Here is a 23148-nt window from a genome sequence, read left to right as displayed (position 1 = left end):
TCGGCGGTGGTTGGCGCGTTCGGCCCGGCATGCGTTGGGGCGGCCGGGCATTTTTTTTGGGCGCTCGCGCCGCTCAGAGTACCTCGACCGCGAAGATGCGCCGATGCTCCTTGATGGCGTAGCGGTCTGTCATGCCGGCGATGTAATGCGCGATCCAGCGCGGCTGGTCGGCGGGATCCCTGGCCTGGTACTGCGGCGGCAGCAGACGCGGATCCTCCAGGAACACACGGAACAGATCCTCGATGATGCGGCGCGCCTTGGCCGCCATGCGCATCACCAGATAGTGGCGGTAAAGGTTATCGAACAGGAAACGCTTGAGCACGCGGGCTTCGTCGCGCATCGGCTCCGAGAAGGCCACCAGCGGCGGCGCGGCGCGCACGTCATCGATGCTTTGCGGCGCGGCCCCTGTAATGGCCGCGCGTGTGCCGGCGATCAGATCGACGATCAGCGCGTTGATGATCCGGCGAATCGTCTCGTTGATCATGCGGCGCCCGCCGACGCCCGGAAACGCCGCCTCGGCCTCGCGCCGGTGCCGAGCCCATAGCGGCACGCCTTCGAGCTGCTCCAGCGTGATCAGGCCGGAGCGCAGGCCGTCATCGATATCGTGGTTGTTGTACGCCACTTCATCGGCGAGGTTGGCCAACTGGGCCTCCAGCGACGGCTGCTGGCCCTCCAGGAAGCGGCGCCCCAGGTCACCGAGCGTGGCGGCATTGTTGCGCGAGCAGTGCTTGAGGATGCCCTCGCGGGTCTCGAAGGTCAGGTTCAGGCCATCGAAACCGCCATACCGCTCCTCCAGCCGGTCCACCACCAGGAGGCTTTGCAGGTTGTGTTCAAAGCCGCCGTAGGGCTTCATGCAGTCGTTGAGCGCGTCCTGTCCGGCATGGCCGAACGGCGTATGGCCCAGATCATGCGCAAGCGAGATCGCCTCGACCAGGTCTTCGTTCAGCCGCAGGCTGCGGGCGATCGACCGCGCAATCTGCGCGACCTCCAGGCTGTGCGTGAGCCGCGTGCGGAACAGGTCGCCTTCGTGGTTGACGAAAACCTGCGTCTTGTACTCGAGCCGGCGGAATGCCGTGCAATGGATGATGCGATCGCGATCGCGCTGGAACTCCGTGCGCGAGGTGGATGGCGGCTCGGCGTGCACGCGCCCGCGCGACTGCGCGGCATGTGCGGCATAGGGGGCAAGATGGCCTTCCAGATCGAACGGCGCGGGCAGCAGGTCGAGTCGATCGTTCATCAGGCCGGCACTCCGTCGGTCAGGCCACCGGCGCTTCGGTGGGCGGACGCAGCACGGCATGCTGCAGCGTGGCGCGCAGGTCGGTGTCGGGTACCGTGGTCACGAACGCCTGGCCCAGCTTGCGCAGCAGGACGAACTTGATCTCGCCCGCCTCGGCCTTCTTGTCGACGCGCATCAGGTCGATGAAGCGCGCCACGCCCAGATCGGGCGCCACCACCGGCAGGTTGGCCGCGCGTGTCAGCGCCGTCACGCGGTTGCGCGTATCGATGTCGATGAACCCGAGCCGGTGCGACAGATCCGCCGCCATCGCCATGCCGCAGCCGACAGCCTCGCCGTGCAGCCATTCGCCGTACCCCAGGCCCGCTTCGATGGCGTGGCCGAAGGTGTGGCCGAAGTTGAGGATGGCGCGCAGACCGGACTCGCGCTCGTCCTGTGCCACCACGGCCGCCTTGATCTGCACCGAGCCGCGCACGGCTCCTGCCATCAGGTCGGCATCGCAAGCATTGAGGCCGGCAATGTGGCGCTCGATCCAGGCGAAATAGTCGGCATCGGCGATCGCGCCATGCTTGATGACTTCGGCCATGCCGGCGGCGAGCTCGCGCGGCGGCAGCGTGCGCAGCGTGTCGATGTCGGCCAGCACCGCCTGCGGTTGGTGGAACGCACCGATCATGTTCTTGCCGAGCGGGTGATTGATCCCGGTCTTGCCCCCCACCGACGAATCGACCTGGGACAGCAACGTGGTCGGCACCTGGATGAACGGCACGCCGCGCATATAGCTGGCGGCGGCAAATCCGGTCATGTCGCCGATCACCCCTCCGCCGAGCGCCACGAGGGTGGTCTTGCGGTCAGCGCCCGAGGCCAGGAGTGCATCGAAGATCCGGTTGAGCGTCTCCCACGTCTTGAACGATTCACCGTCGGGCAGCACCACCATGTCGACGGTCTTGCCCAGCGAGCGGATCGCGGCTTCGACCCGAGCGGCATAGAGCGGCGCCACCGTCTCATTGGTGACGATCACGGCACGGGTGCCGCGGATATGGGGGGCAAACAGTTCGGCTTGGGACAGGAGCCCGGTTCCGATATGGATCGGATAGGCGCGCTCGCCCAGGTCGACATCAACGGTAATCATGACTGGCGGGAGACTTGCGAGGTCGGGGAAGAGGCGGCGGGCGGCACCACGATGCCGGCCACTTCGAGTTGCATCAGCACCATATTAACAAGCTGGGCCACGGTGGGCTTGCCGGTTTCGATGACAAAGTGCGCCACCTCGCGGTACAGCGGGTCGCGAATCGCGTGCAGTTCCTCAAGCCTGGCGCGCGGGTTCTCGGTCTGCAGCAGCGGACGGTTCTTGTCGTGGCGCGTGCGCAGGTACAGGTCGTGGGGATTGGCGCGCAGGTAGATCACCGTGCCGCGCTCGCGCAGGAAAGCGCGGTTTTCCGGGCGCAGCACGGCGCCGCCGCCGGTGGCCACGACCACGCCGTGGCGCGCGGTCAGCTCATCGATCATCTGGGTTTCGCGGTCGCGAAAGCCCATTTCGCCTTCATGCTCGAAGATGACCGGCACGCGCACGCCGCAACGCGCTTCGATCTCGTGGTCGGAGTCGAAGAACGGCAAGTCAAGCCGCCGGGCGACGGCACGCCCGACGGTGGTCTTGCCGGCCCCCATCAGGCCGACGAAAAAAACGTTGGAAACAGACAAAATCGCGCGAAATCTGAAATTTGATTCCGATTGTAGTGGCTTTTGCCCGCCATCCCGCGCCGATCGATGCGCCGAACGAAAAAAAGCCCGGCGCTCCATCCGGAGGCCGGGCTTTCGGGTCTGGCACACCCGCGCTGCGGCTTACTTCAGCGACAGTTGGTCGGACAGCACGCGCGGCGTCAGGAACACCAGCAGTTCCGTCCGGTCGTTGGTCTTGGCCGTGCTCTTGAACAGGTTGCCCAGCACCGGGATGTCACCCAGCAGCGGGACCTTGTTCACATCGGTCCGTTCGTTCTGCGTGTAGATGCCGCCAATCACAACCGTGCCGCCGTTCTCGACCAGCACCTGGGTCTGCACGTGCTTGGTGTTGATGGCGAAGCCGTTGGTGGTCTGCGTGCCCAGGCTGTCCTTGTTGACGTCCACGTCCAGGAACACGTTGCCGTCCGGCGTAATCTTCGGCGTCACCTCCAATTTCAGGTTGGCCTTTTTGAACGAAACCGACGTCGCACCCGACGAGGTTGCCTGCTGGTAAGGCACTTCGGTACCCTGCTCGATCAGCGCCTTGATGTTGTCAGCGGTGACCACACGCGGGCTGGAGATGATCTTGCCGCGGCCATCGGCTTCCAGCGCCGACAGTTCGAGCGCCAGGAAACGGCCGGCACCGGCGTTGAACAAGCTCACTGCCACACTGGCGGCGTTCACACCGTTGATGCCATTGGCGGGCAAGCTGACGGCCGCGCTGTTATCCCAAGTGGCGTCTTTCGTGACCGGCGACACCACGTTGCTGTAGGTGTTGCCATACCCGGCACCATTGGTCTTGGCCGCGAAGCCCAGCTTTGCCCCGAGATTGCGGCTGAACGTGTCATCGGCCTCGACGATGCGCGCCTCGATCATCACCTGACGCACCGGGATGTCGATCTTCAGCAGGAAGGCCTGCACCTCCTCCAGCTTGCTCGGGATATCCGAGACGAACAGCTGGTTGGTACGGGCATCCGACGTCAGCGAGCCACGCTTGGACAAGATGCGCGACGCCGCAGCACCACCGCCCGCCGTTCCTCCGGTACCCAGCAGCATGTTGCGCACGTCGTCAGCACGCTGGTAATTCAGACGGAACACCTGGCTGCGCAGCGGCTCCAGCTCGGTCACCTGTTGCTGCGACTCCAGCTCAGCCTTCTCCTTGGTCGCCAGTTCGTTGCGCGGCGCCACCCACAGCACGTTGCCGTTGCGGCGCGAGGCCAGGCCCTTGGAATCCAGCACGATCTGCAGCGCCTGATCCCACGGCACGTCCTTCAGACGCAGCGACAGGGTCCCCGTCACGCTGTCGCTGGTGACGATGTTCAGGTTGGTGAAGTCGGCAAAGACCTGCAGCAGCGAACGAATGTCGATGTTCTGGAAGTTCAGCGACATGCGCTCCCCGCGATAGCCCGGACCGGAGATCAGCTTGTTCGGGTCCTCCTTGGTCGGGCGGACTTCCACCACGAACTGCGTGTCGGTCTGGTACGAGCTGTACTGCCAGTTGCCGCGCGGCTCGATGACCAGGCGAGTGCCCGTGCCGTTGTCGGTGGCGCGCATGGCCTGCACCGGCGTGCCAAAGTCGCTCACGTCAAAGCGGCGACGCAGCGATTGCGGCAGCGTGGCACCGGCGAAATCGACCACCAGGTTTTGCCCCTGCTGAGCGATGTTGATCGCGGAGTTGGACGTCGACAGGTCGACCACCACACGGCCGGCCAGCTCTTCGCCACGGCGGAAGTCGATGTTGCGCACGGACGGCCGCTCCACACCGGCCGTCGGCGCGGGCGCGGCGAAGGTCGGCACCGGGGTGGCCGACGCCGTCGGCGCGGCGCCCAGCGTCAGCACGTACTGGTTGCCCCGGATCTCGGACTTGTACTGCGACTGGCGCGCCAGATCCAGCACGACGCGGGTGCGGTCACCGATCTGCACCACGCTGGCCGCGCGCAGCAGCTTGCCGCCATATTGATAGTTGGCACGCCCCTGGGCGAATGCCGTGCCGAAGAAGTCGATGGCGATGCGCGCAGGCTGCTGCGTGCTGAATTCCACCGGCTTCTGGGCGGGCGTGTCCTTCAGCGTCACCGTCACCACGGTGGATTCGCCTGTCGAGGCTTGTTCCACGCGTTCGACGGCATTGCTTGCCGGCGCCGTGATTGCCTGCTGGGCCAACGCCTGTCCACCCACCATCAGCATACACAGCGAAAGCCATGCCACTGCGCCCCCCCGGGCCACTCGAACGGCCTGCACCAGGCCGCCCTTCACGCGACGCATCGTCATTGCGCGCCCTCCTGAACTTTCAGGGTCGTCATTTTTTCTTTCCATTCGGCCGTGCCTTCGCGCACCAGCTCACGCAAGGTGAGTTCCTGATCGCCGATGCGGACGATGCGGCCATAGTTTTGTCCGATGTACTGCCCCACATGCACGTGCTGCGTCTTGTCCCCGACAGACAGGACGGCTTCCGACTCACCGTTGCGTTTCATCGTCCCGAGCAGCTTGAAGGCTTCCAGCGGATAGTCCTCGAGCGGCTCACGGCGGTGACCCGGTTCCGGCGATTCGTTTTGCGCGCGCGACAGCTCCGCCACCTTCTGCACACTGAACGGATCAGTCTGCTTGGTGGTCGTGTATTCGCGCGGCGCGTATGGCTTGGGCTCCGGCAGCGGGGCCAGCCTGGTGCTGACGGTGCTGCGTGCCTGCTGCATCCATTGCTCCAGCTCGTCGTCCGCGCTGGCGCCGCAAGCGGCCAGCACCACGGCCAGACACAGTGGCGAAAGATGTATGAGACGCGTTACCTGGCGGCGGGTCATGACTTGGCCCTTCATTTGGCGTCTCCCTTGACGACGGCGGCAGCCTTGCGCTGCGCGGCCTGCTCATCCGGGTCGAGCGCACGGTAGGCTTCGGCGCGCGCTTCCATCACCATGCTGCCGTCCTTGTTGCCGGTCAGCGCAATGTTCCTCAGCGTGACGATCCGCGACAACGCTGCCACATCGGCGGCAAACAGCGCCATGTCGTGATAGCGGCCGTTGACCTTCACCGAGACCGGAATCTCGGCGTAGTACGGCTTGACCACGGCGGACTGGGGACGGAACAGATCGAAAGTCAGCCCCCGCGCGATGCCGGCATGGTTGACGTCGGCCAGCAGCGCGTCCATCTCGGTTCGGTTCGGCAGTTGCAGTTCAAGCTTGGCGACGCGGCGCTCCACCTCGATCTTCTGCTTGCGCAGTGCCTCTAGATTGACCACCTGGGCCAGCTTGGACTGGTATGCGGATTTCAGCTGCTCCTGCTCGGTGCGCTTGGCGTCGCGCTCGTCCAGCTTGCCGCTCCAGTAAAACTGCCAGCCAAGCACGACCACCAGCACGGCCGCGAGGATCATGAACAGGATGCGCGGCGCCAGTTGCCACGTTTCCGGCTCGTTGAGGTTCAGGCCACGGAATTGGCCAACCAGTTCTTCCAGCGAGAGTTCGGTCGAGAGAGCCATGGTCATTTCCCCGCCACTGCGCTGGCTGCACTGCCCGGCTTGGCCGGCGTTGCCGGCTCGGCCTTCCACGTGAAGCGGATGGTGAAGTTGAAGAGGCGGCGCTGCTCCTTCAGGTTGTTCGTCATGGTGGTGGCAACGGATTCGCCCAGTTCGGCACGATCCAGCCAGGACACCGACCCCAGGTTGCGCAGCAGATCCGACACCCGTTCGTTGGACTGCGCCACACCGGACACCGTGTAGCGGTCACCGTCCTGCTTGAGCGCGGTCAAGTAGATGCCGTCCGGCACCCGACGCACCAGCTCTTCCAGCAGCTGCACCGGGCGGTTGCGCTGGTTCTGCAGGCTTTCCACCGCCTGCTGCCGCTGCAGCAGGTCGTCGATGTCCTTCTTGAGGGTGTTAACCTCGGCGATCTGCTTGTCCATCTCCGCATTCTTCTGCGTGAGGATGTCGTTGATGCGCTGAGCCTCTTCGGTCTGCTGATCAATCACCATGCCGCCAAGGAACACCAATGCGGCGCCCACGACGGCTGCACCGCCCAGGCTCATGAAGACCTTCTTGCGCTTGCCCGCACGCCGTTCGGCGTGATAGGGCAGCAGATTGACGCTCGGGAGCGCGTTGACGCTTTCGTTGGCCATCGCCCGCCCCTCCTTATTGCAGCCCGCGCAGGGCCAAGCCCGCGCTGACGATGTATGCCGGCAGATCGCGTTGCAGATAACGCGCGTTGACGTTCTTGGCCGCGCCCATATTGGCAAACGGGTTGGCCAGCGTCGTATTGATCTGGGTCTGTTGTTGGATTGCCGTCTGCACGCCGAGCAGCGACGCGTGGCCGCCAGACAGCACGATCTCGTCGACGCGGCCGACGCTGGAAGTCGACAGGAAGTTCTGGATCGCCTGGCTGACTTCCATGGCCAGCGTCTCCAGCGAAGGCTTGAGCAACTGGCTGCGGTATTCGTCCGGCAGCGTGTTCTTGCGCTTCTTCACCTCGGCCTTCAGCAGGTCGAGCGAGAACAGGCGGGAGATGCTCTGTGTGAGCTGGTCGCCCGAGCCGGACAGCGGCTGCTCGTACAGCTCCTTCCAGCCCTGATAGAACAGGGCCTGCGAATTCGCCCCCCCGAGGTGGAACATCGCCACCACGGGCATGTCCCGCATCTCGGCCTCGGTGGCCGAGGTCTTCACCGCGCGCATGTGGGTCATGGCGCGCTGGATGGCGTTTTCCTCCACGTCCATGACGATCGGCCTCAGGCCGGCCATCTCGGCGGCCGTCACGCGCTCGGTCACGCGCTCGGCGACCGTCGCCATCACGCGCACGCCGATGCCGCCCTCGGTCTCGGACGGACCGATCACGACATAGTCGAAATTGACGTTCTGCGAAGGCGGAAACAGCCGGTTGGCCTCGCTCTCGACCTGGACGAACAGCTCATCCTCGGTGAGATTGTCGGGCAGGCTGACGGTCTGGGACTCGGTCAGACTGGCCGGAATGGCGAGCACGGCATCCTTGCTGCGGATGCCGGCCTTGGCGATCGCGCGCTTGAGCGCGCTGCCCACCGCATCGATATTGACCAGATTGCCGTCAGCGACGGCACTGCGTTCGATCAGCTCACTGGCGCACTTCTCGAGCCGGAAGTCTCCCTGTTTGCCATTGGCGGACAACTCCACCACCTTGACGCTGGAAGATCCGATGTCGATTCCGACAATATTGCGGCGCAGCAGGCCGGACAACAAACCCCGTCGCACAGAAACACCCCACCGTTTATATATTTTTGAACCCTGACACACGTCCCACGTCCAACGTGCGCCATAGCCTGCATGGATTTGCCGTTGGATTCTCACAAAATCCTTTAGAACAGGCAAACGCTGGCGCAGGCCGCGACGCATTTCGCCCGCATCGCTTCGCAAAGCGTTGCCAAAACCCCACGGTCGGGGGATACCCCATTCGTCCGACTTGCTTTCCGCAGCGACTACTTCTAACGGCGGATTCGCGCACGGCTTGAACTTTGGTGCGCATGACGCACAAGCCGCGGACCCGCTGCGCCGCAACGCGCACAATGTGTACCGAACAGGCCGGGCCCGGAGGCCCGCGCGACACCGGTTACGCGCTGTTACGCCACACCGGCCGGACCCCGCCGACGCCGACGATATAATCGCCGCCACGCTGACAGACACCCCTCGTAATGGCTACTGCCCAAACCGCCCCTGCCTCGCCCAAGCCGCCCAAAGCCCGCCGCCCGCTGTGGCTGCGCCTGATCCTGTGGATGCTTGGCCTGTTCGTCGCCATGGGGGTCGTGGGAGCGCTGCTGTTGGGCTATGCCCTGCTGGTTGCCGCGCCCAACCTGCCGTCGCTGGATGCGATCACCGACTACCGCCCGAAGATCCCGCTGCGCGTCTACACCGCCGACAACGTCCTGATCGGCGAATTCGGCGAAGAACGCCGCAGCTTCGTGCCGATCACGCAGATGCCCGACGTGATGAAACGCGCCGTGCTCGCCATCGAGGATGACCGCTTCTACGAGCACGGCGGCGTCGACTTCATCGGCGTGCTGCGCGCGGGGCTGGCCAACCTGCACGGCGGCCTGTCGCAGGGCGCCTCGACCATCACCATGCAGGTGGCGCGCAACTTCTTCCTCTCCAGCGAGAAGACGTACACGCGCAAGATCTACGAGATGCTGCTGTCCTACAAGATCGAGGCCAGCCTGACGAAGGACCAGATCCTCGAGCTCTACATGAACCAGATCTACCTCGGCCAGCGCGCCTACGGCTTTGCCAGCGCCGAGCAGATCTACTTCGGCAAGAACATCAAGGACATCACGCTGGCCGAGGCCGCCATGCTGGCCGGGCTGCCCAAGGCGCCGTCGGCATACAACCCGGTGGTGAACCCCAAGCGCGCCAAGATCCGCCAGGAGTACATCCTGCAGCGCATGCGCGACCTGCACTACATCACGCCGGAGCAGTACGCGCAGGCCATCCACGAACAGCTGCCCGTGCGCGGCGAGGGCCATGAATTCGACGTGCACGCCGAATACGTGGCGGAAATGGTGCGCCAGCTGATGTACGCGCAGTACCGCGAAGAGACGTATACGCGCGGCCTGAACGTCTACACCACGCTGCGCAAGGGCGACCAGGAAGTCGCCTATGAATCGGTGCGGCGCGGCATCCTCGACTATGAGCGCCGCCACGGCTATCGCGGCCCGGAAGCTTTCATCGACCTGCCCGCCGATGCCGACGAGCGCGAGCAGGCCATCGACGACGCGCTGGTCGAGCACCCCAACAGCGACGACCTGCAATCGGCCGTGGTGGTCAGCGCGGCGCCCAAGCTGGTGCGGGCGACCATGCTGTCGGGCGAGACCATCGACCTCGCCGGCGACGGCCTGCGGTTCGCGCAGGCGGCGCTGTCGGCCAACGCCCAGCCCAAGATCAAGCTGCGCCCGGGCGCGATCATCCGCGTGATCCAGGACCCGAAGACGGGCAAATGGTCGATCACGCAACTGCCGGAAGTGGCCTCGGGCTTCGTGTCGCTCGACCCGCAGACCGGCGGGATCTATTCGATGGTCGGCGGCTTCGACTTCAACCGCAGCAAGTTCAACCACGTCACGCAGGCCTGGCGCCAGCCGGGTTCGAGCTTCAAGCCGTTCATCTACTCGGCGGCGGTGGACAAGGGCTTCTCGCCGTCGACCGTCATCAACGACGCACCGCTGTCGATCCCGACCGGCGACACCGGCGGCCAGTTGTGGGAGCCGAAAAACTACGGCGGCGGCTACGACGGCCCGATGACGATGCGCCGCGCGCTGCAGAAGTCGAAGAACCTCGTTTCCGTGCGCATCCTGCGGACCATCGGCACGCAGTACGCGCAGCAGTACATCACCCGCTTCGGCTTCGAGCCCGACAAGCACCCGGCCTACCTGCCGATGGCGCTCGGCGCCGGCTCGGTGACGGTGCTGCAGATGGCCGGCGCATACTCGGTGTTCGCCAACGGCGGCTACCGCGTCAACCCGTACATCATCGACCGCGTGACCGATGCGCGCGGCACCGTGATCCAGCAAACCCACCCGATGACGGCCAGCAAGGACGCGGTGCGCGTGATCGATCCGCGCAACGACTTCATCATGGATTCGCTGCTGCGCAGCGTGGTGTCGGGCGGCACCGGCTACCTGGCCAAGCAGAAGCTGGGCCGCAGCGACATGGCCGGCAAGACGGGCACGACCAACGATTCGTTCGATGCCTGGTTCTGCGGCTACACGCCCAAGCTGGTGGGCGTGGCCTGGATCGGCTACGACAACCCGCGCAGCCTCGGCGACCGCGAAACCGGCGGCGGCCTGGCCTTGCCGATCTGGATCAATTACATGAGCTACGCGCTCAAGGGCCAGCCGGAAACCGAGCGCCAGCCGCCCGAAGGCGTGGTGCAGATGGCTGGCGACTGGGCCTACGAGGAATACGCCAACGGCCAGGGCGTCGCCTCGGTCGGCCTGGGCGATGCCCTGCCGGGCGGTCCGCCGGCATCGGGCCCCGAAGCCGCGCCGAGCCTGGCGCCGACGCCGGAGCAGGAGAAACAGAAGATTCTCGACATGTTCCGCGGCAACTGACGTGCGTCACGCGCCGACAAAAAAGCCGCCCGATCGGGCGGCTTTTCTTTTGCGGTGGCACGGCGGCGGCTCAGTCCGCCACCAGCGTGACATCGACCTCGCTCTGCTGGCTGACATAGCGCGACAGGGCCACATACAGCTCCTCGCCGCTGCGCGTATCGACCCAGCGGCCGTCGTTGCGGCGGAAATGGAAACCGCCGGCGCGCGCCGCGACCCACAGCTCCTGCATCGGCGTCTGGCTGTTGATGATGATCTTCGAACCATCGTCGAACTCCAGCGTCAGCACATTGCCGACGCGGCCGATCTCGATGTCGGCGTCAACCTCATCGGCGGCGCGCTCGACGGTGCGCTCGATACGGCCCAATTCGGCGTCGGCCAGCGCCAGGAACTCCGATTCGGTCAGGGGGGGCATGCTACACTCCAAAATCTTGCGGGGGCTGGGCGCGCAAGCCTTTCCGGCTGACGGTCGCCGCGCCCCGAGTGACTCCGATCGCCGCATCGCGGCATCCTTTCTGCACCATCATCCGATGATACGAACCGCCGCCATTGTAGCCACTGTCGGCCTGGCCCTGACGGTCACCGGTCTCTCCGGCTGCGGCATTCGCGGACCGCTGTACCTGCCCACCGTGCCGCCCGCCCCGACCGCGCCCACCACGCCGGACCCGGGCATCGCAGGCCCCAACGCCGTGCCGCAATTGCCGGTGCCGGGCACCAGGGCCGCGCCGGATGCCGCCAGCGCAGTCCCGGCCAGCCGCTGATTCCGTTCTTCCGCTGTCTTTCTCAACCGGCGTCGCAGTGCGGCGCCCTGATGGTTTCCCGTTCATGTCCGAGTCCCTGATCCGCCAGGACGGCGCCCTGATGATCGAAGGCGTCGCGCTCGAGGCGATTGCCGCCCGGTTCGGCACGCCCACCTACGTCTATTCGCGCGCCGCCCTGACCGCCAACTACCGCGCCTACGCGGCCGCCTGCGAGGGCCGCAACGCGCGCGTGCAGTACGCCATGAAGGCCAACTCCAACCTGGCGGTGCTGCAGATCTTCGCGCAACTGGGCGCCGGCTTCGACATCGTCTCGGGCGGGGAACTGCGGCGCGTGCTGGCCGCCGGAGGCAAGGCCGCCGACGTGGTGTTCTCGGGGGTGGGCAAGACCGCCGACGAGATGCGCCTGGCGCTCGAAGCCGGTGTCGCCTGCTTCAACGTCGAATCGATCCCCGAGCTGCACCGGCTCAACGAGGTGGCCGGCTCGCTGGGCAAGACCGCGCCGGTGTCGCTGCGCGTCAACCCGGACGTGGATGCCAAGACCCACCCGTACATCTCCACCGGCCTGAAGGGCAACAAGTTCGGCGTCGCGTTCGATGAAGTCCTGCCGACCTACCGCGCGGCCGCGGCCATGCCGAACCTGCGCGTGGTCGGCATCGACTGCCATATCGGTTCGCAGATCACCGAGGTCTCGCCGTACCTGGACGCGATCGACAAAGTGCTCGACGTGGTGGCCCGGCTCGACGCCGAAGGCATCCGCCTGTCGCACATCGATGTGGGCGGCGGCCTGGGCATCACCTATACCGACGAGACGCCGCCGGACATCACCGCCTTCGCCCGCACGCTGCTGGACCGCATCGAGCAGCGCGGCTTCGGTGACCGCACCGTGCTGTTCGAGCCCGGCCGCTCGCTGGTCGGCAATGCCGGCCTGTTGCTGACGCGGGTCGAATTCCTCAAGCCCGGCGCGGCCAAGAACTTCTGCATCGTCGATGCGGCCATGAACGACCTGGCCCGCCCGGCGATGTACGAGGCGTACCACCACATCGTGCCGGTGCGCGAGCGCGGCGGCGCGCCGACCGTCTACGACATCGTCGGCCCGGTCTGCGAATCGGGCGACTGGCTCGGCCGCGACCGCGCGCTCGACGCGCAGCCGGGCGATCTGCTGGCGATCCTGTCGGCGGGCGCCTACGGCTTCACCATGAGCTCGAACTACAACACCCGCGGCCGCGCGGCCGAAGTCATCGTCGACGGCGACCGGGTACACGTGGCACGCGAGCGCGAGCGCTTCGAAGACCTGATCCGCGGCGAGCAGTTGCTGTCGGCCTGAAGACGCCCTCCCCCCCAAAAAAAAGCCGCGCACGTCGCGGCTTTTTCATTGGGCCTGCCTCGGCGCATCAATCGCGTAGCGGCACGGCCCCACCGGCAATGGCCCCCTGCCGCGCCCCGCGCCACACCCACCACACGCGCAGGCCCAGCAGCACCGCCATCACCGCCGCATAGATCGACACCTCGGCGAAATCGTGCTTGCCGGCCTTGTGCCACCAGTAGTGCAGGATGCCCAGCACGCCGGTCACATAGACCAGCCGGTGCAGCCACTGCCAGCGCCTGCCGCCCAGGCGCCGCACCATCGCGTTGGTGGAGGTGGCCGCCAGCGGGATCATCAGCACGAAGGCCGCGAAGCCCACGGTGATGAACGGCCGCTTGGCGATGTCCTTCACCATCGATGCCGGATCGAGCCCGCGATCGACCAGCAGCCAGATCAGGAAGTGCAGCGTGCCATAGAAGAACGTGTACAGCCCCAGCATGCGGCGGATGCGGATCAGCCAGTTCATGCCGGTCAGCCGCCGCAGCGGCGTGACGGCCAGGGTGCAGCACAGTAGCACCAGCGTCCAGGTGCCGGTGGAGCGCGTGACGAATTCCAGCGGATTCGCCCCGTACCGATCGGTCGCGCCCAGCACCACCAGCCGCAGGAACGGCACCAGCGCCAGCAGCCACACCGCGATCCTGACGGCGCGCAGCGATTTGGGGGGCAGCATCGAGGGCAGCATCTTCACGGTGCGTCCTCAGAAGAACTTGCGCAGATCCATGCCGGTGTACAGCGACGCGACCTGGTCGTAGCCGTTGAACATCAGCGTCTTGCGCTTGGGCGCGAACAGGCCGCCGAAGCCGCCCTTGTCCTCGCCGATGCGGCGTTCGGTCGCCTGGCTCCAGCGCGGATGATCGACGCTCGGGTTCACGTTGGAATAGAAGCCGTACTCGTTAGGCGCGGCGATGTTCCAGCTGGTCGGCGGCTGCTTGTCGACAAAGCGGATCCGGACGATGGACTTGGCGCTCTTGAAGCCGTACTTCCACGGCACGATCACGCGCACCGGCGCGCCGTTCTGGTTCGGCAGCACCTGGCCATACAGGCCGAAGGTCAGCAGCACGAGCGGGTGCATCGCCTCGTCCATCCGCAAACCCTCGCTGTAGGGCCAGTCCAGCACCGGGCTGCTGACGCCGGGCATCTGGCGCTTGTCGGCCAGCGAGATGAACTGGATGTACCTGGCGCTGCCCTGCGGCTCGACCCGGCGGATCAGCTCGGCCAGCGGGAACCCCACCCACGGGATCACCATCGACCAGCCCTCCACGCAGCGCAGACGATAGATGCGCTCCTCCATCGGCGCCATCTTCATCAGATCATCCAGGTCGTAGGTCTTCGGCGCCTTCACCAGGCCCTCCACGCTGACCTGCCAGGGGTGCGGGCGCAGCGTGCCGGCGTAGCGCGCCGGGTCGGACTTGTCGGTGCCGAACTCGTAGAAATTGTTGTAGGTCGTGACTTCATCGAACGGCGTCGGCTTCTCGACCGTAGCGTAGGCCGGGTTGGGCTTGGCGGCCAGCCGGGCCGGCGCGGGGCTGGCGGCGAAGGCCCGGCGCGCCGCCCAGGGCGACAGCGCCGCGCCGGCCGCGCCCAGGGCGGCGGCGGCCAGCAGCCTGCGGCGCTGGTCGAAGAGGTGCTGCGGCGTGATCTCGCTGGCGGGAATGTCGTCACCGCGCAGCCAGCGGTCGGTCTTGATCAGCATGATGGTCCTCGTTGTGCGTTGGGGCGGCCCCATGTGCGTTGGTCGCGCCCGCGCCGCCGACCTGACAGCGCGCGGCGAAAAATGTCCGGCGGCGCTCAGCGCTTCTGCGCCGGGCCGGTGAAGTCGCTGTACTGCCGGTACACCGCCTGCGCCACCGCCAGCAGTTGCGGACGCGCCAGCGGCCCGGACACCGCAAACCCCAGGCCGTGGTCGGCCCAATAGAACGCCATCGGCGGCGGCCGGTCGACGGCCGGATGCATCGCCGCCAGCACCCGGCTGTCCGGCGCCAGCGTCTCCAGGCGGAAGCCGGTATCGCGGTTGTCCGGCATGCGGCGCAGCTGCACGGAGATGCGCGTGCCATCCTGGCCTTCGTACATCAGCATGGCGGTCGGGGCATCCGCCACCACGGTCTGGCGGCCACCGATCAGCCGGTAGCCGAGCGGCGCGAGGTCGGGAATGTGCAGTTGCGCATCCAGCCGCCGCGACAGCCAGGTGACGAGATGGCCCTCCTCCCCGGCCGGCACCTCCACCATATGCTTGGACTCCGGCGCATAGACGACGTGCGACACCAGGGCGTCATTGGCAAAACGCTGCATCGGCAGGGAAGTCTCCAGGGCACCCCGGCCGATCCAGCCGGCGCCGATGCCGACGGCCAGGCAGCCGATGCCCAGCACCAGCGTCCTCCACCCACGGATCACGCCGACATGGCTGGGGGCCTGAGGCCGCCGCGCCGCCGCCAGGATCGCCGACGGAATGCGGCGCTGCGGCACGGATTCGTTCAGCAGCGGATCGAGCGCGCGATGCAGCCGCCCGTCGATCCGGCGCCACGCCGCCACCTCGGCGGCGGCGGCAGGATGCGCGGCCAGGTACGCCTCCACCGCGGCACGGCGCGTGGCGGGCAGGCGGCCGTCGACGTAGGCGTGGAGTTCTTCGATGTGGATGGAAGCGGCGGACATGGTCGGCCTCATTTCACGCGGTGCAGCGTCGTGCCGCTGTCGCCCGATGTGGCAGGCGCGCCATCGAGCGCCACCCGCATGCGTTCGCGCGCCCGCGACAGCCGCGACATCACCGTGCCCAGCGGCACGCCCAGCACGTCGGCGGCCTCTCGGTAGGCCAGTTGCTCCAGCCCGACCAGCAGCAGCACCGCGCGCTGATCGTCGGGCAGCGATGCCAGCGCCTGCAGCAGGTCGCGGCGCAGGCCCGGGTCGTCGCTGACGGGAATGTCGGGCGGCGCATCGGTCAGCTCCAGCCGGTCCGGCCGGCGCACGGCATTCAGGTGCAGGCGGTGCATGATGGTCAACAGCCACGCGAACAGCCCGTCGCCCTCGCCCGCGGCGCCGAGCCTCGGGCGCAGCTGGAAGCGCCAGCGGTAACGCCAGGCGCGTTCCAGCGTGTCCTGCACGAGATCGTCGGCGCGGGCGGCGTCACCCACCAGGCCGCGCGCGTGACGCCGCAGCCTCGGCGTCAGCGCGATCAGGCGGCCAGCGAGGTCGGACATGGATCGGACGATCGGGGCGCGGCGCTTACGGCTTGGCGATATGCCAGGCGTTCATGAACCCGTCGCCGGTCTGGTCGCCGGGCATCTTGTCCTTCGACCACAGGTAGAGCGGCTTGCCGCGATAGGCCCACTGCTTCTTGCCGTCGTCGCGGACGATGATGGTGTAGTCGCCCGAGCCCTTGTCGGCATCGTTGGCCGTCAGCGGCGGCCAGTTGTTGGCGCAGTTGCCGTTGCAGGCGCTCTTGCCGGCCATGGTGTCGCGGTCGAAGGTGTACAGCGTCATGCCATGCGCGTCGGTCAGCGAGCCGTTGGTCACCTTGACCGCCGACGGCGCGGACGACATCCCCATGCCCATACCGCCCATGCCCATGCTGCTGCAGCCGCCCAGACCCAGCGCGGCGAGCGCCACGGCGCCGGCGGCAAGCGCGAGTCGGGAAGCGGACAACCGGGGGAAAGCTGCGGACTGGCTCATCTTGTTCTCCTTGGTGTGGAGGGGCACGCCGATCGCGCCCTCTAGAGCAGTAAACACGCGGAGCGTGCCTTTATTCCAGTCCGCCGGGGATTTTTTGTGACTCAGAGTTCGCCGTAGCTATGCAAGCCGGACAGGAACATGTTCACGCCCAGGAAGGCAAAAGTCGTCACCAGCAGGCCGACCAGCGCCCACCACGCCGCCATCCGGCCGCGCAGCCCCTTCATCAGCCGCATGTGCAGCCAGGCCGCATAGTTCAGCCAGACGATCAGCGCCCAGGTCTCTTTCGGATCCCAGCTCCAGTAACCGCCCCAGGCGTCGGCCGCCCACAGCGCGCCGAGGATGGTGGCGATGGTGAAAAAGGCAAAGCCGACGGTGATGGCCTTGTACATGACGTCATCGAGCACCTCCAGCGACGGCAGGCGGTCGGCCAGCACGCCGTGCTCCTTGAGCAGATAGGCCGCCCCAACCATGGCGGCCAGCGCGAACGTCCCGTAGCCGATGAAGTTCGCCGGCACGTGGATCTTCATCCACCAGCTCTGCAGCGCCGGCACCAGCGGCTGGATCTCCTGCGCGCCGCGCGACACCGTGTACCACAGCAGGAAGCCCACCGCCGCCGACACCACCAGCATCACGAACGGGCCCAGCGCGCGCGTCCGGTAGCGCTGCTCGTAATACAGGTAGAACAGCGAGGTGATCAGCGTGAAGAGGATGAACACCTCGTACAGGTTCGAGATGGGAATGTGGCCGATATCCGCCCCCACCAGATAGGACTCGTACCAGCGCACCAGCATGCCGGTCAGGCCCAGCACCACGGCCGCCCAGCACAGCTTGCTGCCGATCGCGCCGCCCGCGGGCCAGCGTGCCGCCAGCCCCGCCCAGAAGAACAGCGTCGACAGGAAGATCAACGCGCTCATCCACAGGATGGCCGACTGGCTGGCCAGGAAATACTTGAGGAAGAACACGCGGTCGGCGCGGGCCAGCTCCGGCCCGCGCCGACCGCTGTACTGCGCGATGGCGAACAGCGACAGCACGGCCAGTCCGATCATCAGCGTCCGCACCGGCTTCCACGTCCAGCCCAGCCAGGCGAAGGCCGGAACCGCGGCCACCAGGATGCCCCGCTCATAGCCGTCCATATAAGCGCCATAGCGCGAGAATGCATAGCCGGCGCCCAGGGCAAGCAGCGCGGCGAACAGCCAGTCGAACGGGCCGAGACGACGGAAGTAGGACGGCCGCTGCAGTGCACCCAGATCGGCCGGGGCGGACGGTTGGGGGAGGTTGGTCGCTTCCATCACCTGCTCACTTCGTTGGCGGTTGTTCGGCGGCCGCTGCGGTGGCGGCGCCGGGCGCGCCGGCTGCGGCGCGGACATCCTGCTTGAGGCGCTCGAACTCGCGGTCGAAGTCGAGCGTGCGGCGTGTGGTCGACATGGCTGTCAGCACGTGTGCCCCCTGCGCGGATCCGTCGGCTTGCGGGCGGATCCACAGCCACCAGCGGCGCTCCCGTACGTAGAACATCGAGAACACACCCAGCACCAGCAGCAACGACCCAAGATACACGATGTTCTTGCCCGGCGCACGGGTGAGCTGGAACACGCTGGCCTGCACTTGCTGGAAATCAACCAACTGCAGGTACACCGGCGCACCGTAGAAAAAGCTGTCCGACAGCGAGTTGATGGCCGTCTGCAGCCACTGACTGCCGGCGGCGTCGACGGCGGGGGCGGCGAGGCCGTCCTGCGCCCGGGCCAGTTGCCACAGCTCCCACATCGCGCTATTGATGATCTTCATCAGCACATCGGCGGCCTTTTCGCGCTCGCCCTCGGGCACCGATTTCTGCAGGAAGCCGGCGACCGCGGCAAAGCCGCCCGGCCCCTCCGCCGGCGCGCCCTTGATGTCGGTTGCGCCGGCGAACAGGTCGAGCGCGCGGCGAGCACTTTCGGCCAGCTGCGCGCGCAACACCGCGCGATCATCGCCGGGCATCGACAGCATCGCGAAGCGGCGCGCCGCCTCCCCACGCATGGCCGAGCTCTGCAGCGCGGCCCGCAGGCGCATCCAGTCGTTGACCGAGCCCAGCGCATCGGCGGGGATGCGCAGGTAGCGGAACGGCTCGTCCGGCTGCGTGCGCACACCGGCGAGGAAGACCGACTGCCCTTCGAGCGTGACCGGCAGCATGTAATTGCTGAACTCGCGCGCCTGGCCGTTGGCGTCGCGCAGCTTGTACTGCACCGAAGGCCCGACGTTGCGCAGATCGCGCTCGCGCGTCATCCGCTTGGCGTTGCCGAGCTCGGCGCGCAGGCCGGTATCGCCACCACCCGTGCCGACGCCGCGCGCATCCCGCTTGCCCGACGCATCGGTGACGGTCTCGATGTTCATCAGGCGGAAGTCGGTGAACTCGACGGTATAGTCGGCACCGGCGCCGGTCAGCCGGGTGTTCTCGCCGACCGTGCCGGACAGCGCGAACGGCTTCGCATCCGCCCCGCGCATCGGAAAGCCCGTCAGCTTGAGCCTGGAGCCGCCATCCTCGAAGCTCGACTGGTAGATCGCCACGCCGTCGTAGACGAAGGGCTTGTTGACCTCGACCCGCGCGGCGGTCTGCTTGCCGGTGCTGCGGTCGGTCACGACGATGTCGCTGGCGAACAGCTTGGGCATGCCGGTCGAGTAATGCTCGACGGTGAACTTCCTGAGCATGACGGAGAACGGCAGATCCTGGATCAGGGCCCCATCCCCAATGTTCAGGATCGCCGTGCCGACAGTCGCGCCCTCCGGCACGAAGGCATTGCCCCGAAAGCCCGGGTTGGACGCCGGCAGCCGGTGCTCCGGACCGATCTCGCTGATGACCGCGTTGCCCCGGATCGGCGACTTGCCGCCGAACCACATCTGCAGGCGGATCATCATGTCGCCATCCAGCAGCCCGCCGATGCAGATGATCACGATGGCAGTGTGCGCCAGGATGTAGCCGATCTTGTTGCCAGCGCCTGCCTTGGCGGCGATGAGCGTGGCCCCGCCGTCGCGCGCGAAGGCACGGATGCGGAAGCCGCGGTTCTGTGCAAGCGCTGCCAGGCGCGCCGTGACCGCGGCGGCATCCGCCGGCACATCGAATTCATCCCTGTGGTGGAACGCGCGCAGGCTGCCCTCGCGCACATGCTCGCGCCAGGCGCGCATATCGGCCAGCATCTTGGGCGCATTGCGCAGGATGCACAACGAGGTCGACACGACCAGGAACGCCAGGATCAGCAGGAACCACCACGCGCTGTACACCGTCGGCAGCGTCAGCGCGCGGAACACGTCCGCCCAGAACGGCCCGAACTGGTTGACGTAGTTCGGGTACGGCTCGTTCTGCTTGAGCACGGTGCCGATCACGCTGGCAATGGCGATCACCGTCAGCAGGCTGATCGCAAAGCGCATCGACGACAGCAACTCGACCGCCTCGCGCAGGGCACGGCGCCGTGAGCGGATCCGGACGCCGGAAGTGGAAACCGAAGACATGCAATGCCTGTTCAGAAACGAAAACAGGGTGGCGATGCCGAACGCATTGCCACCCTGCTCTTCTTGTTGATTGCCGGGCCGCCACAGGACGGCCCGGTGCGGCGGATCAGCGCAGGCCGGCGATGTAGTCGGCCACGGCCTTGATCTGCAGCGCCGTCATGCGCCCGGCCAGATCGTGCATCTGAACGCTGTTGCTGCGGCTGCCGTTCTGGAACGCGACCAGCTGCGCCTCGGTGTACTCGGCGAACTGGCCACCGATGCGCGGATACTGCGCCGGAATACCGGCCCCGGCCGGGCCGTGGCAGCCCGCGCAAGCCGCGATGCCGCGCTTGGCATCACCGCCGCGGTACAGCTTCTGGCCGAGTTCGATGGTGTCCTTGTTCTTGGCCGAGCTCGGCTTCCAGGCCGGTTGCTTGGCGATGTAGGCGCCGATGTCCTTCATGTCCTGGTCGGACAGCGCGCCTGCGTACAGCGACATCACCGGCTGGTTGCGCTCGGTCTTGGCCTTGAAATCCTTCAGCTGCTTCTCGATGTATGCCGCGTGCTGGCCGGCCAGCTTCGGGTTGGCGTTCGCCGTGCTGTTGCCGCCGGGGCCGTGGCAGCTGGTGCAGGCGGGCACGCCGTTGGCGGGGACTCCGGTGTTGAAGAGCGTCTCGCCGCGCGCGGCATCGGCTTTGGCGACCTTCGGCTCTTCGGCATGGGCCAGCGGGAGGGCCGATGCCAGGGACAGCGCTGCGACAGCAAGAACGTTCGCGATGCGGATCATTCGCACACCTTGTCTAGATTGTTTTCGAATGCTGCTGAATGCTGCGTTGCGCCGCGCATGCCGGACCCCAGGGCGACGCCAGGGCATCCCCCTCCTTGCCAGACCACCTGCTGCATGAAAACGGACCGGGCCAGCATGTGGAAGACATGCGGGAACGGTCCGCCAGACGGTCTGTGGGGACGTCCGTAAACCGCCGTATTGTACAATAAAGCCCCTGCGGTGCGACCTCGCGGCGCAGCAACCCACCGCAGTCTACGACCGCAGTTTACAGGCATTGCCGCGCATGTCGCTCCTGCATCAAGCTCGTTTCTTTACCACCGTCAACCATTTGCGCGATCTGCCGGCCACCGCCGTGCCGGAAGTCGCGTTCGCCGGCCGCTCCAACGCCGGCAAGTCCACCGCGATCAACGTGCTGTGCAACCAGAAGCGGCTGGCCTTCTCCAGCAAGACGCCCGGCCGCACGCAGCACATCAACTACTTCTCGGTGATGCCGGCGAAGGCGCTGGATCCGCTCGGCTTCCTGGTTGACCTGCCCGGCTATGGCTACGCCCAAGTGCCCGGCGAAGCCAAATCGCACTGGGAACATCTGCTGGGCGACTACATCCAGACCCGCTCGCAGCTGGCCGGCCTCGTCATCATGATGGACGCGCGCCGGCCATTCACCGATCTCGATTGCCAGATGGTCGAGTGGTTCCTGCCCACGGGCAAGCCGATCCACGTGCTGCTCACGAAGGCCGACAAGCTGACCAACAACGATGCCTCGCGCGCGCTGATGTCGGCCCGCAAGGTGCTGGCCGGGTACCAGGCGCAGATCGAAGGCGAGGTGTCGCTGACGGTGCAGCTGTTCTCGAGCCTGAAGCGCCGCGGCATCGAAGAGGCGCAGCGCGCTGTGGCGGGATGGCTGTGCCTGCCCGAGGCCATGCCGCCGTCGCCTGACGCCGAGCCGGCAAAAAAAACCCCGTCGCCAGACGCGCAACGGGGGGAATGACCCATCGAGCCGTCGATGGGGCCCGCGTCAGGGAGGCGTCGCGGGGGACACCGCAAGGAAAGGGCCGCTGCGGTGTCCGTGCATAGGACGGACAATCGTCGCAAAAGTTTTCAAACTACACACTGTGTGTCAGCCATGATCGCAAGCTTCCCCGACCACCGCCCGCGTCGCATGCGCCGCGACGACTTCTCCCGCCGGATGATGCGCGAATCGCGCCTGACGGCCGACGACCTGATCTATCCGGTCTTCATCCTGGAAGGCACCAACGTACGCCAGGCCGTGCCGTCGATGCCGGGCGTCGAGCGCGTCTCCGTCGACGTGCTGCTGGGCGTGGCCGAGCAATGCGTGCAGCTCGGGATTCCCGTGCTGGCGCTCTTCCCCGTCATCGAGCCGAGCCTGAAGACGCCGGACGGCATCGAAGCCACCAACGCCGATGGGCTGATCCCCCGCGCGGTCAAGGCGCTCAAGGCGCGCTTTCCGGAACTCGGCATCCTCACCGACGTGGCGCTCGACCCGTACACCAGCCATGGCCAGGACGGCGTGCTCGACGATGCCGGCTACGTGCTCAACGAAGAAACGGTCGAGATCCTGACGCGCCAGGCGCTGGTGCAGGCCGAGGCCGGGGTGGACATCGTCGCGCCGTCGGACATGATGGACGGCCGCATCGGCGCGATCCGCCTGGCGCTGGAGAACGACGACCACATCTACACACGCATCATGGCCTACGCGGCCAAGTATGCGTCGGCGTTCTACGGCCCGTTCCGCGACGCGGTGGGCTCGGCGGCCAACCTGGGCAAGGGCAACAAGATGACCTACCAGATGGACCCGGCCAACTCCGACGAGGCGCTGCGCGAAGTGGCCCTCGACATCGCCGAGGGCGCCGACATGGTGATGGTCAAGCCGGGCATGCCGTACCTCGACATCGTGCGCCGCGTGAAGGACGAGTTCCGTTTCCCGACCTACGTCTACCAGGTCAGCGGCGAGTACGCGATGCTCAAGGCTGCCGCCCAGAACGGCTGGCTGGACCACGACAAGGTCGTGCTGGAGTCGCTGCTGGCCTTCAAGCGCGCCGGTGCCAACGGCATCCTGACCTACTTCGCGCTGGACGCTGCGCGGCTGCTGCGCGGCTGACCCGGC

22 protein-coding genes are annotated in these 23148 nt (G+C 66.7%); 5 read left to right on the top strand and 17 right to left on the bottom strand.

Annotated features, from left to right (window positions below; genetic code table 11):
* Window positions 1-73: 73 nt before the first annotated feature.
* From GO999_RS02075 to pilM, 8 genes are all read right to left on the bottom strand, one after another.
* Window positions 74-1237 carry a deoxyguanosinetriphosphate triphosphohydrolase gene (locus GO999_RS02075; RefSeq protein ID WP_011002873.1) on the bottom strand — a complete coding sequence of 388 codons (1164 nt, stop codon included), beginning with the start codon at window positions 1235-1237 and terminating at the stop codon, window positions 74-76.
* A 19-nt stretch (window positions 1238-1256) separates the two neighbouring features.
* Window positions 1257-2363: a 3-dehydroquinate synthase gene (gene aroB / locus GO999_RS02070; protein ID WP_011002874.1), complete on the bottom strand. Its 1107-nt coding sequence runs from the start codon at window positions 2361-2363 to the stop codon at window positions 1257-1259.
* Window positions 2360-2932 (bottom strand): shikimate kinase, encoded by a 573-nt coding sequence (locus GO999_RS02065; RefSeq protein ID WP_011002875.1) that lies wholly within the window; start codon window positions 2930-2932, stop codon window positions 2360-2362. Before GO999_RS02065 ends, aroB begins: the two co-directional genes overlap by 4 nt.
* A gap of 141 nt (window positions 2933-3073) precedes the next feature.
* Window positions 3074-5212 carry a temperature dependent type IV pilus secretin PilQ gene (pilQ, locus tag GO999_RS02060; protein WP_277615475.1) on the bottom strand — a complete coding sequence of 713 codons (2139 nt, stop codon included), beginning with the start codon at window positions 5210-5212 and terminating at the stop codon, window positions 3074-3076.
* Between the two features lie 2 nt (window positions 5213-5214).
* A complete protein-coding gene (locus tag GO999_RS02055) occupies window positions 5215-5760 on the bottom strand; it encodes a pilus assembly protein PilP (protein ID WP_011002877.1) in 546 nt (181 codons plus the stop codon).
* Window positions 5757-6416 (bottom strand): type IV pilus inner membrane component PilO, encoded by a 660-nt coding sequence (pilO, locus tag GO999_RS02050; protein ID WP_020832821.1) that lies wholly within the window; start codon window positions 6414-6416, stop codon window positions 5757-5759. The genes GO999_RS02055 and pilO overlap by 4 nt, the downstream gene beginning before the upstream one ends.
* 2 nt (window positions 6417-6418) lie before the next feature.
* Window positions 6419-7051 (bottom strand): PilN domain-containing protein, encoded by a 633-nt coding sequence (locus GO999_RS02045; RefSeq protein WP_011002879.1) that lies wholly within the window; start codon window positions 7049-7051, stop codon window positions 6419-6421.
* Between the two features lie 13 nt (window positions 7052-7064).
* Window positions 7065-8135 (bottom strand): type IV pilus biogenesis protein PilM, encoded by a 1071-nt coding sequence (pilM, locus tag GO999_RS02040; protein ID WP_011002880.1) that lies wholly within the window; start codon window positions 8133-8135, stop codon window positions 7065-7067.
* A 452-nt stretch (window positions 8136-8587) separates the two neighbouring features.
* Here pilM and GO999_RS02035 point away from each other — a divergent pair, with 452 nt between their 5' ends.
* Entirely contained in the window at window positions 8588-10993 is a 2406-nt protein-coding gene (locus GO999_RS02035) for a penicillin-binding protein 1A (RefSeq protein ID WP_011002881.1), read from the top strand.
* Window positions 10994-11063: 70 nt separating this feature from the next.
* On the opposite strand, the gene cyaY is transcribed toward GO999_RS02035, so the two are convergent.
* Entirely contained in the window at window positions 11064-11405 is a 342-nt protein-coding gene (cyaY, locus tag GO999_RS02030) for an iron donor protein CyaY (protein ID WP_011002882.1), read from the bottom strand.
* Between the two features lie 115 nt (window positions 11406-11520).
* Between cyaY and lptM the strand changes: the two genes are divergently transcribed.
* Both lptM and lysA read left to right on the top strand, forming a co-directional pair.
* A complete protein-coding gene (gene lptM, locus GO999_RS02025; protein ID WP_043876662.1) occupies window positions 11521-11751 on the top strand; it encodes an LPS translocon maturation chaperone LptM in 231 nt (76 codons plus the stop codon).
* Window positions 11752-11815: 64 nt separating this feature from the next.
* Window positions 11816-13075: a diaminopimelate decarboxylase gene (gene lysA / locus GO999_RS02020; RefSeq protein WP_016725146.1), complete on the top strand. Its 1260-nt coding sequence runs from the start codon at window positions 11816-11818 to the stop codon at window positions 13073-13075.
* A gap of 67 nt (window positions 13076-13142) precedes the next feature.
* On the opposite strand, the gene msrQ is transcribed toward lysA, so the two are convergent.
* The 8 genes from msrQ to GO999_RS01980 all read right to left on the bottom strand — a co-directional run bounded on the left by msrQ (window position 13143) and on the right by GO999_RS01980 (window position 21023).
* Complete coding sequence (msrQ, locus tag GO999_RS02015; protein WP_011002885.1) at window positions 13143-13796, bottom strand: protein-methionine-sulfoxide reductase heme-binding subunit MsrQ; 654 nt, start codon at window positions 13794-13796, stop codon at window positions 13143-13145.
* 15 nt (window positions 13797-13811) lie between these two features.
* Entirely contained in the window at window positions 13812-14807 is a 996-nt protein-coding gene (gene msrP, locus GO999_RS02010) for a protein-methionine-sulfoxide reductase catalytic subunit MsrP (protein ID WP_019718896.1), read from the bottom strand.
* Between the two features lie 95 nt (window positions 14808-14902).
* A complete protein-coding gene (locus GO999_RS02005) occupies window positions 14903-15763 on the bottom strand; it encodes an anti-sigma factor family protein (RefSeq protein WP_011002887.1) in 861 nt (286 codons plus the stop codon).
* A gap of 8 nt (window positions 15764-15771) precedes the next feature.
* Window positions 15772-16305 carry an RNA polymerase sigma factor gene (locus GO999_RS02000; protein WP_011002888.1) on the bottom strand — a complete coding sequence of 178 codons (534 nt, stop codon included), beginning with the start codon at window positions 16303-16305 and terminating at the stop codon, window positions 15772-15774.
* Window positions 16306-16330: 25 nt separating this feature from the next.
* Complete coding sequence (locus GO999_RS01995) at window positions 16331-16777, bottom strand: COG4315 family predicted lipoprotein (RefSeq protein ID WP_011002889.1); 447 nt, start codon at window positions 16775-16777, stop codon at window positions 16331-16333.
* Between the two features lie 101 nt (window positions 16778-16878).
* Entirely contained in the window at window positions 16879-18066 is a 1188-nt protein-coding gene (gene ccsB / locus GO999_RS01990; RefSeq protein WP_211906511.1) for a c-type cytochrome biogenesis protein CcsB, read from the bottom strand.
* A gap of 7 nt (window positions 18067-18073) precedes the next feature.
* Window positions 18074-20257 (bottom strand): cytochrome c biogenesis protein ResB, encoded by a 2184-nt coding sequence (resB, locus tag GO999_RS01985; RefSeq protein WP_211906510.1) that lies wholly within the window; start codon window positions 20255-20257, stop codon window positions 18074-18076.
* 106 nt (window positions 20258-20363) lie between these two features.
* Window positions 20364-21023 (bottom strand): c-type cytochrome, encoded by a 660-nt coding sequence (locus GO999_RS01980; RefSeq protein ID WP_011002892.1) that lies wholly within the window; start codon window positions 21021-21023, stop codon window positions 20364-20366.
* A gap of 283 nt (window positions 21024-21306) precedes the next feature.
* On the opposite strand from GO999_RS01980, the gene yihA reads away from it, so the two are divergent.
* Window positions 21307-22011: a ribosome biogenesis GTP-binding protein YihA/YsxC gene (gene yihA / locus GO999_RS01975; protein WP_016725256.1), complete on the top strand. Its 705-nt coding sequence runs from the start codon at window positions 21307-21309 to the stop codon at window positions 22009-22011.
* 135 nt (window positions 22012-22146) lie between these two features.
* Window positions 22147-23142, top strand: coding sequence for a porphobilinogen synthase (hemB, locus tag GO999_RS01970; protein WP_011002894.1), 996 nt, complete (start codon window positions 22147-22149; stop codon window positions 23140-23142).
* Window positions 23143-23148 lie beyond the last annotated feature (6 nt).

This window comes from Ralstonia nicotianae, assembly GCF_018243235.1.
GTDB classification, from domain to species: Bacteria; Pseudomonadota; Gammaproteobacteria; order Burkholderiales; family Burkholderiaceae; genus Ralstonia; species Ralstonia nicotianae.
Note: the sequence above shows the minus strand (reverse complement) of the source record. Positions and strands in the feature narration are given on the sequence as shown.

Coding starts and splice junctions, on each gene's coding strand:
- lptM (WP_043876662.1), top strand. CDS start 11,521: ATGATACGAACCGCCGCCATTGTAGCCACTGTCGGCCTGGCCCTGACG.
- resB (WP_211906510.1), bottom strand. CDS start 20,257: ATGTCTTCGGTTTCCACTTCCGGCGTCCGGATCCGCTCACGGCGCCGT.
- msrQ (WP_011002885.1), bottom strand. CDS start 13,796: ATGCTGCCCTCGATGCTGCCCCCCAAATCGCTGCGCGCCGTCAGGATC.
- pilO (WP_020832821.1), bottom strand. CDS start 6,416: ATGGCTCTCTCGACCGAACTCTCGCTGGAAGAACTGGTTGGCCAATTC.
- GO999_RS01980 (WP_011002892.1), bottom strand. CDS start 21,023: ATGATCCGCATCGCGAACGTTCTTGCTGTCGCAGCGCTGTCCCTGGCA.
- GO999_RS02005 (WP_011002887.1), bottom strand. CDS start 15,763: ATGTCCGCCGCTTCCATCCACATCGAAGAACTCCACGCCTACGTCGAC.
- cyaY (WP_011002882.1), bottom strand. CDS start 11,405: ATGCCCCCCCTGACCGAATCGGAGTTCCTGGCGCTGGCCGACGCCGAA.
- GO999_RS02035 (WP_011002881.1), top strand. CDS start 8,588: ATGGCTACTGCCCAAACCGCCCCTGCCTCGCCCAAGCCGCCCAAAGCC.
- msrP (WP_019718896.1), bottom strand. CDS start 14,807: ATGCTGATCAAGACCGACCGCTGGCTGCGCGGTGACGACATTCCCGCC.
- GO999_RS02045 (WP_011002879.1), bottom strand. CDS start 7,051: ATGGCCAACGAAAGCGTCAACGCGCTCCCGAGCGTCAATCTGCTGCCC.
- lysA (WP_016725146.1), top strand. CDS start 11,816: ATGTCCGAGTCCCTGATCCGCCAGGACGGCGCCCTGATGATCGAAGGC.
- pilQ (WP_277615475.1), bottom strand. CDS start 5,212: ATGCGTCGCGTGAAGGGCGGCCTGGTGCAGGCCGTTCGAGTGGCCCGG.
- ccsB (WP_211906511.1), bottom strand. CDS start 18,066: ATGGAAGCGACCAACCTCCCCCAACCGTCCGCCCCGGCCGATCTGGGT.
- GO999_RS01995 (WP_011002889.1), bottom strand. CDS start 16,777: ATGAGCCAGTCCGCAGCTTTCCCCCGGTTGTCCGCTTCCCGACTCGCG.
- GO999_RS02055 (WP_011002877.1), bottom strand. CDS start 5,760: ATGAAGGGCCAAGTCATGACCCGCCGCCAGGTAACGCGTCTCATACAT.
- aroB (WP_011002874.1), bottom strand. CDS start 2,363: ATGATTACCGTTGATGTCGACCTGGGCGAGCGCGCCTATCCGATCCAT.
- GO999_RS02000 (WP_011002888.1), bottom strand. CDS start 16,305: ATGTCCGACCTCGCTGGCCGCCTGATCGCGCTGACGCCGAGGCTGCGG.
- hemB (WP_011002894.1), top strand. CDS start 22,147: ATGATCGCAAGCTTCCCCGACCACCGCCCGCGTCGCATGCGCCGCGAC.
- yihA (WP_016725256.1), top strand. CDS start 21,307: ATGTCGCTCCTGCATCAAGCTCGTTTCTTTACCACCGTCAACCATTTG.
- GO999_RS02075 (WP_011002873.1), bottom strand. CDS start 1,237: ATGAACGATCGACTCGACCTGCTGCCCGCGCCGTTCGATCTGGAAGGC.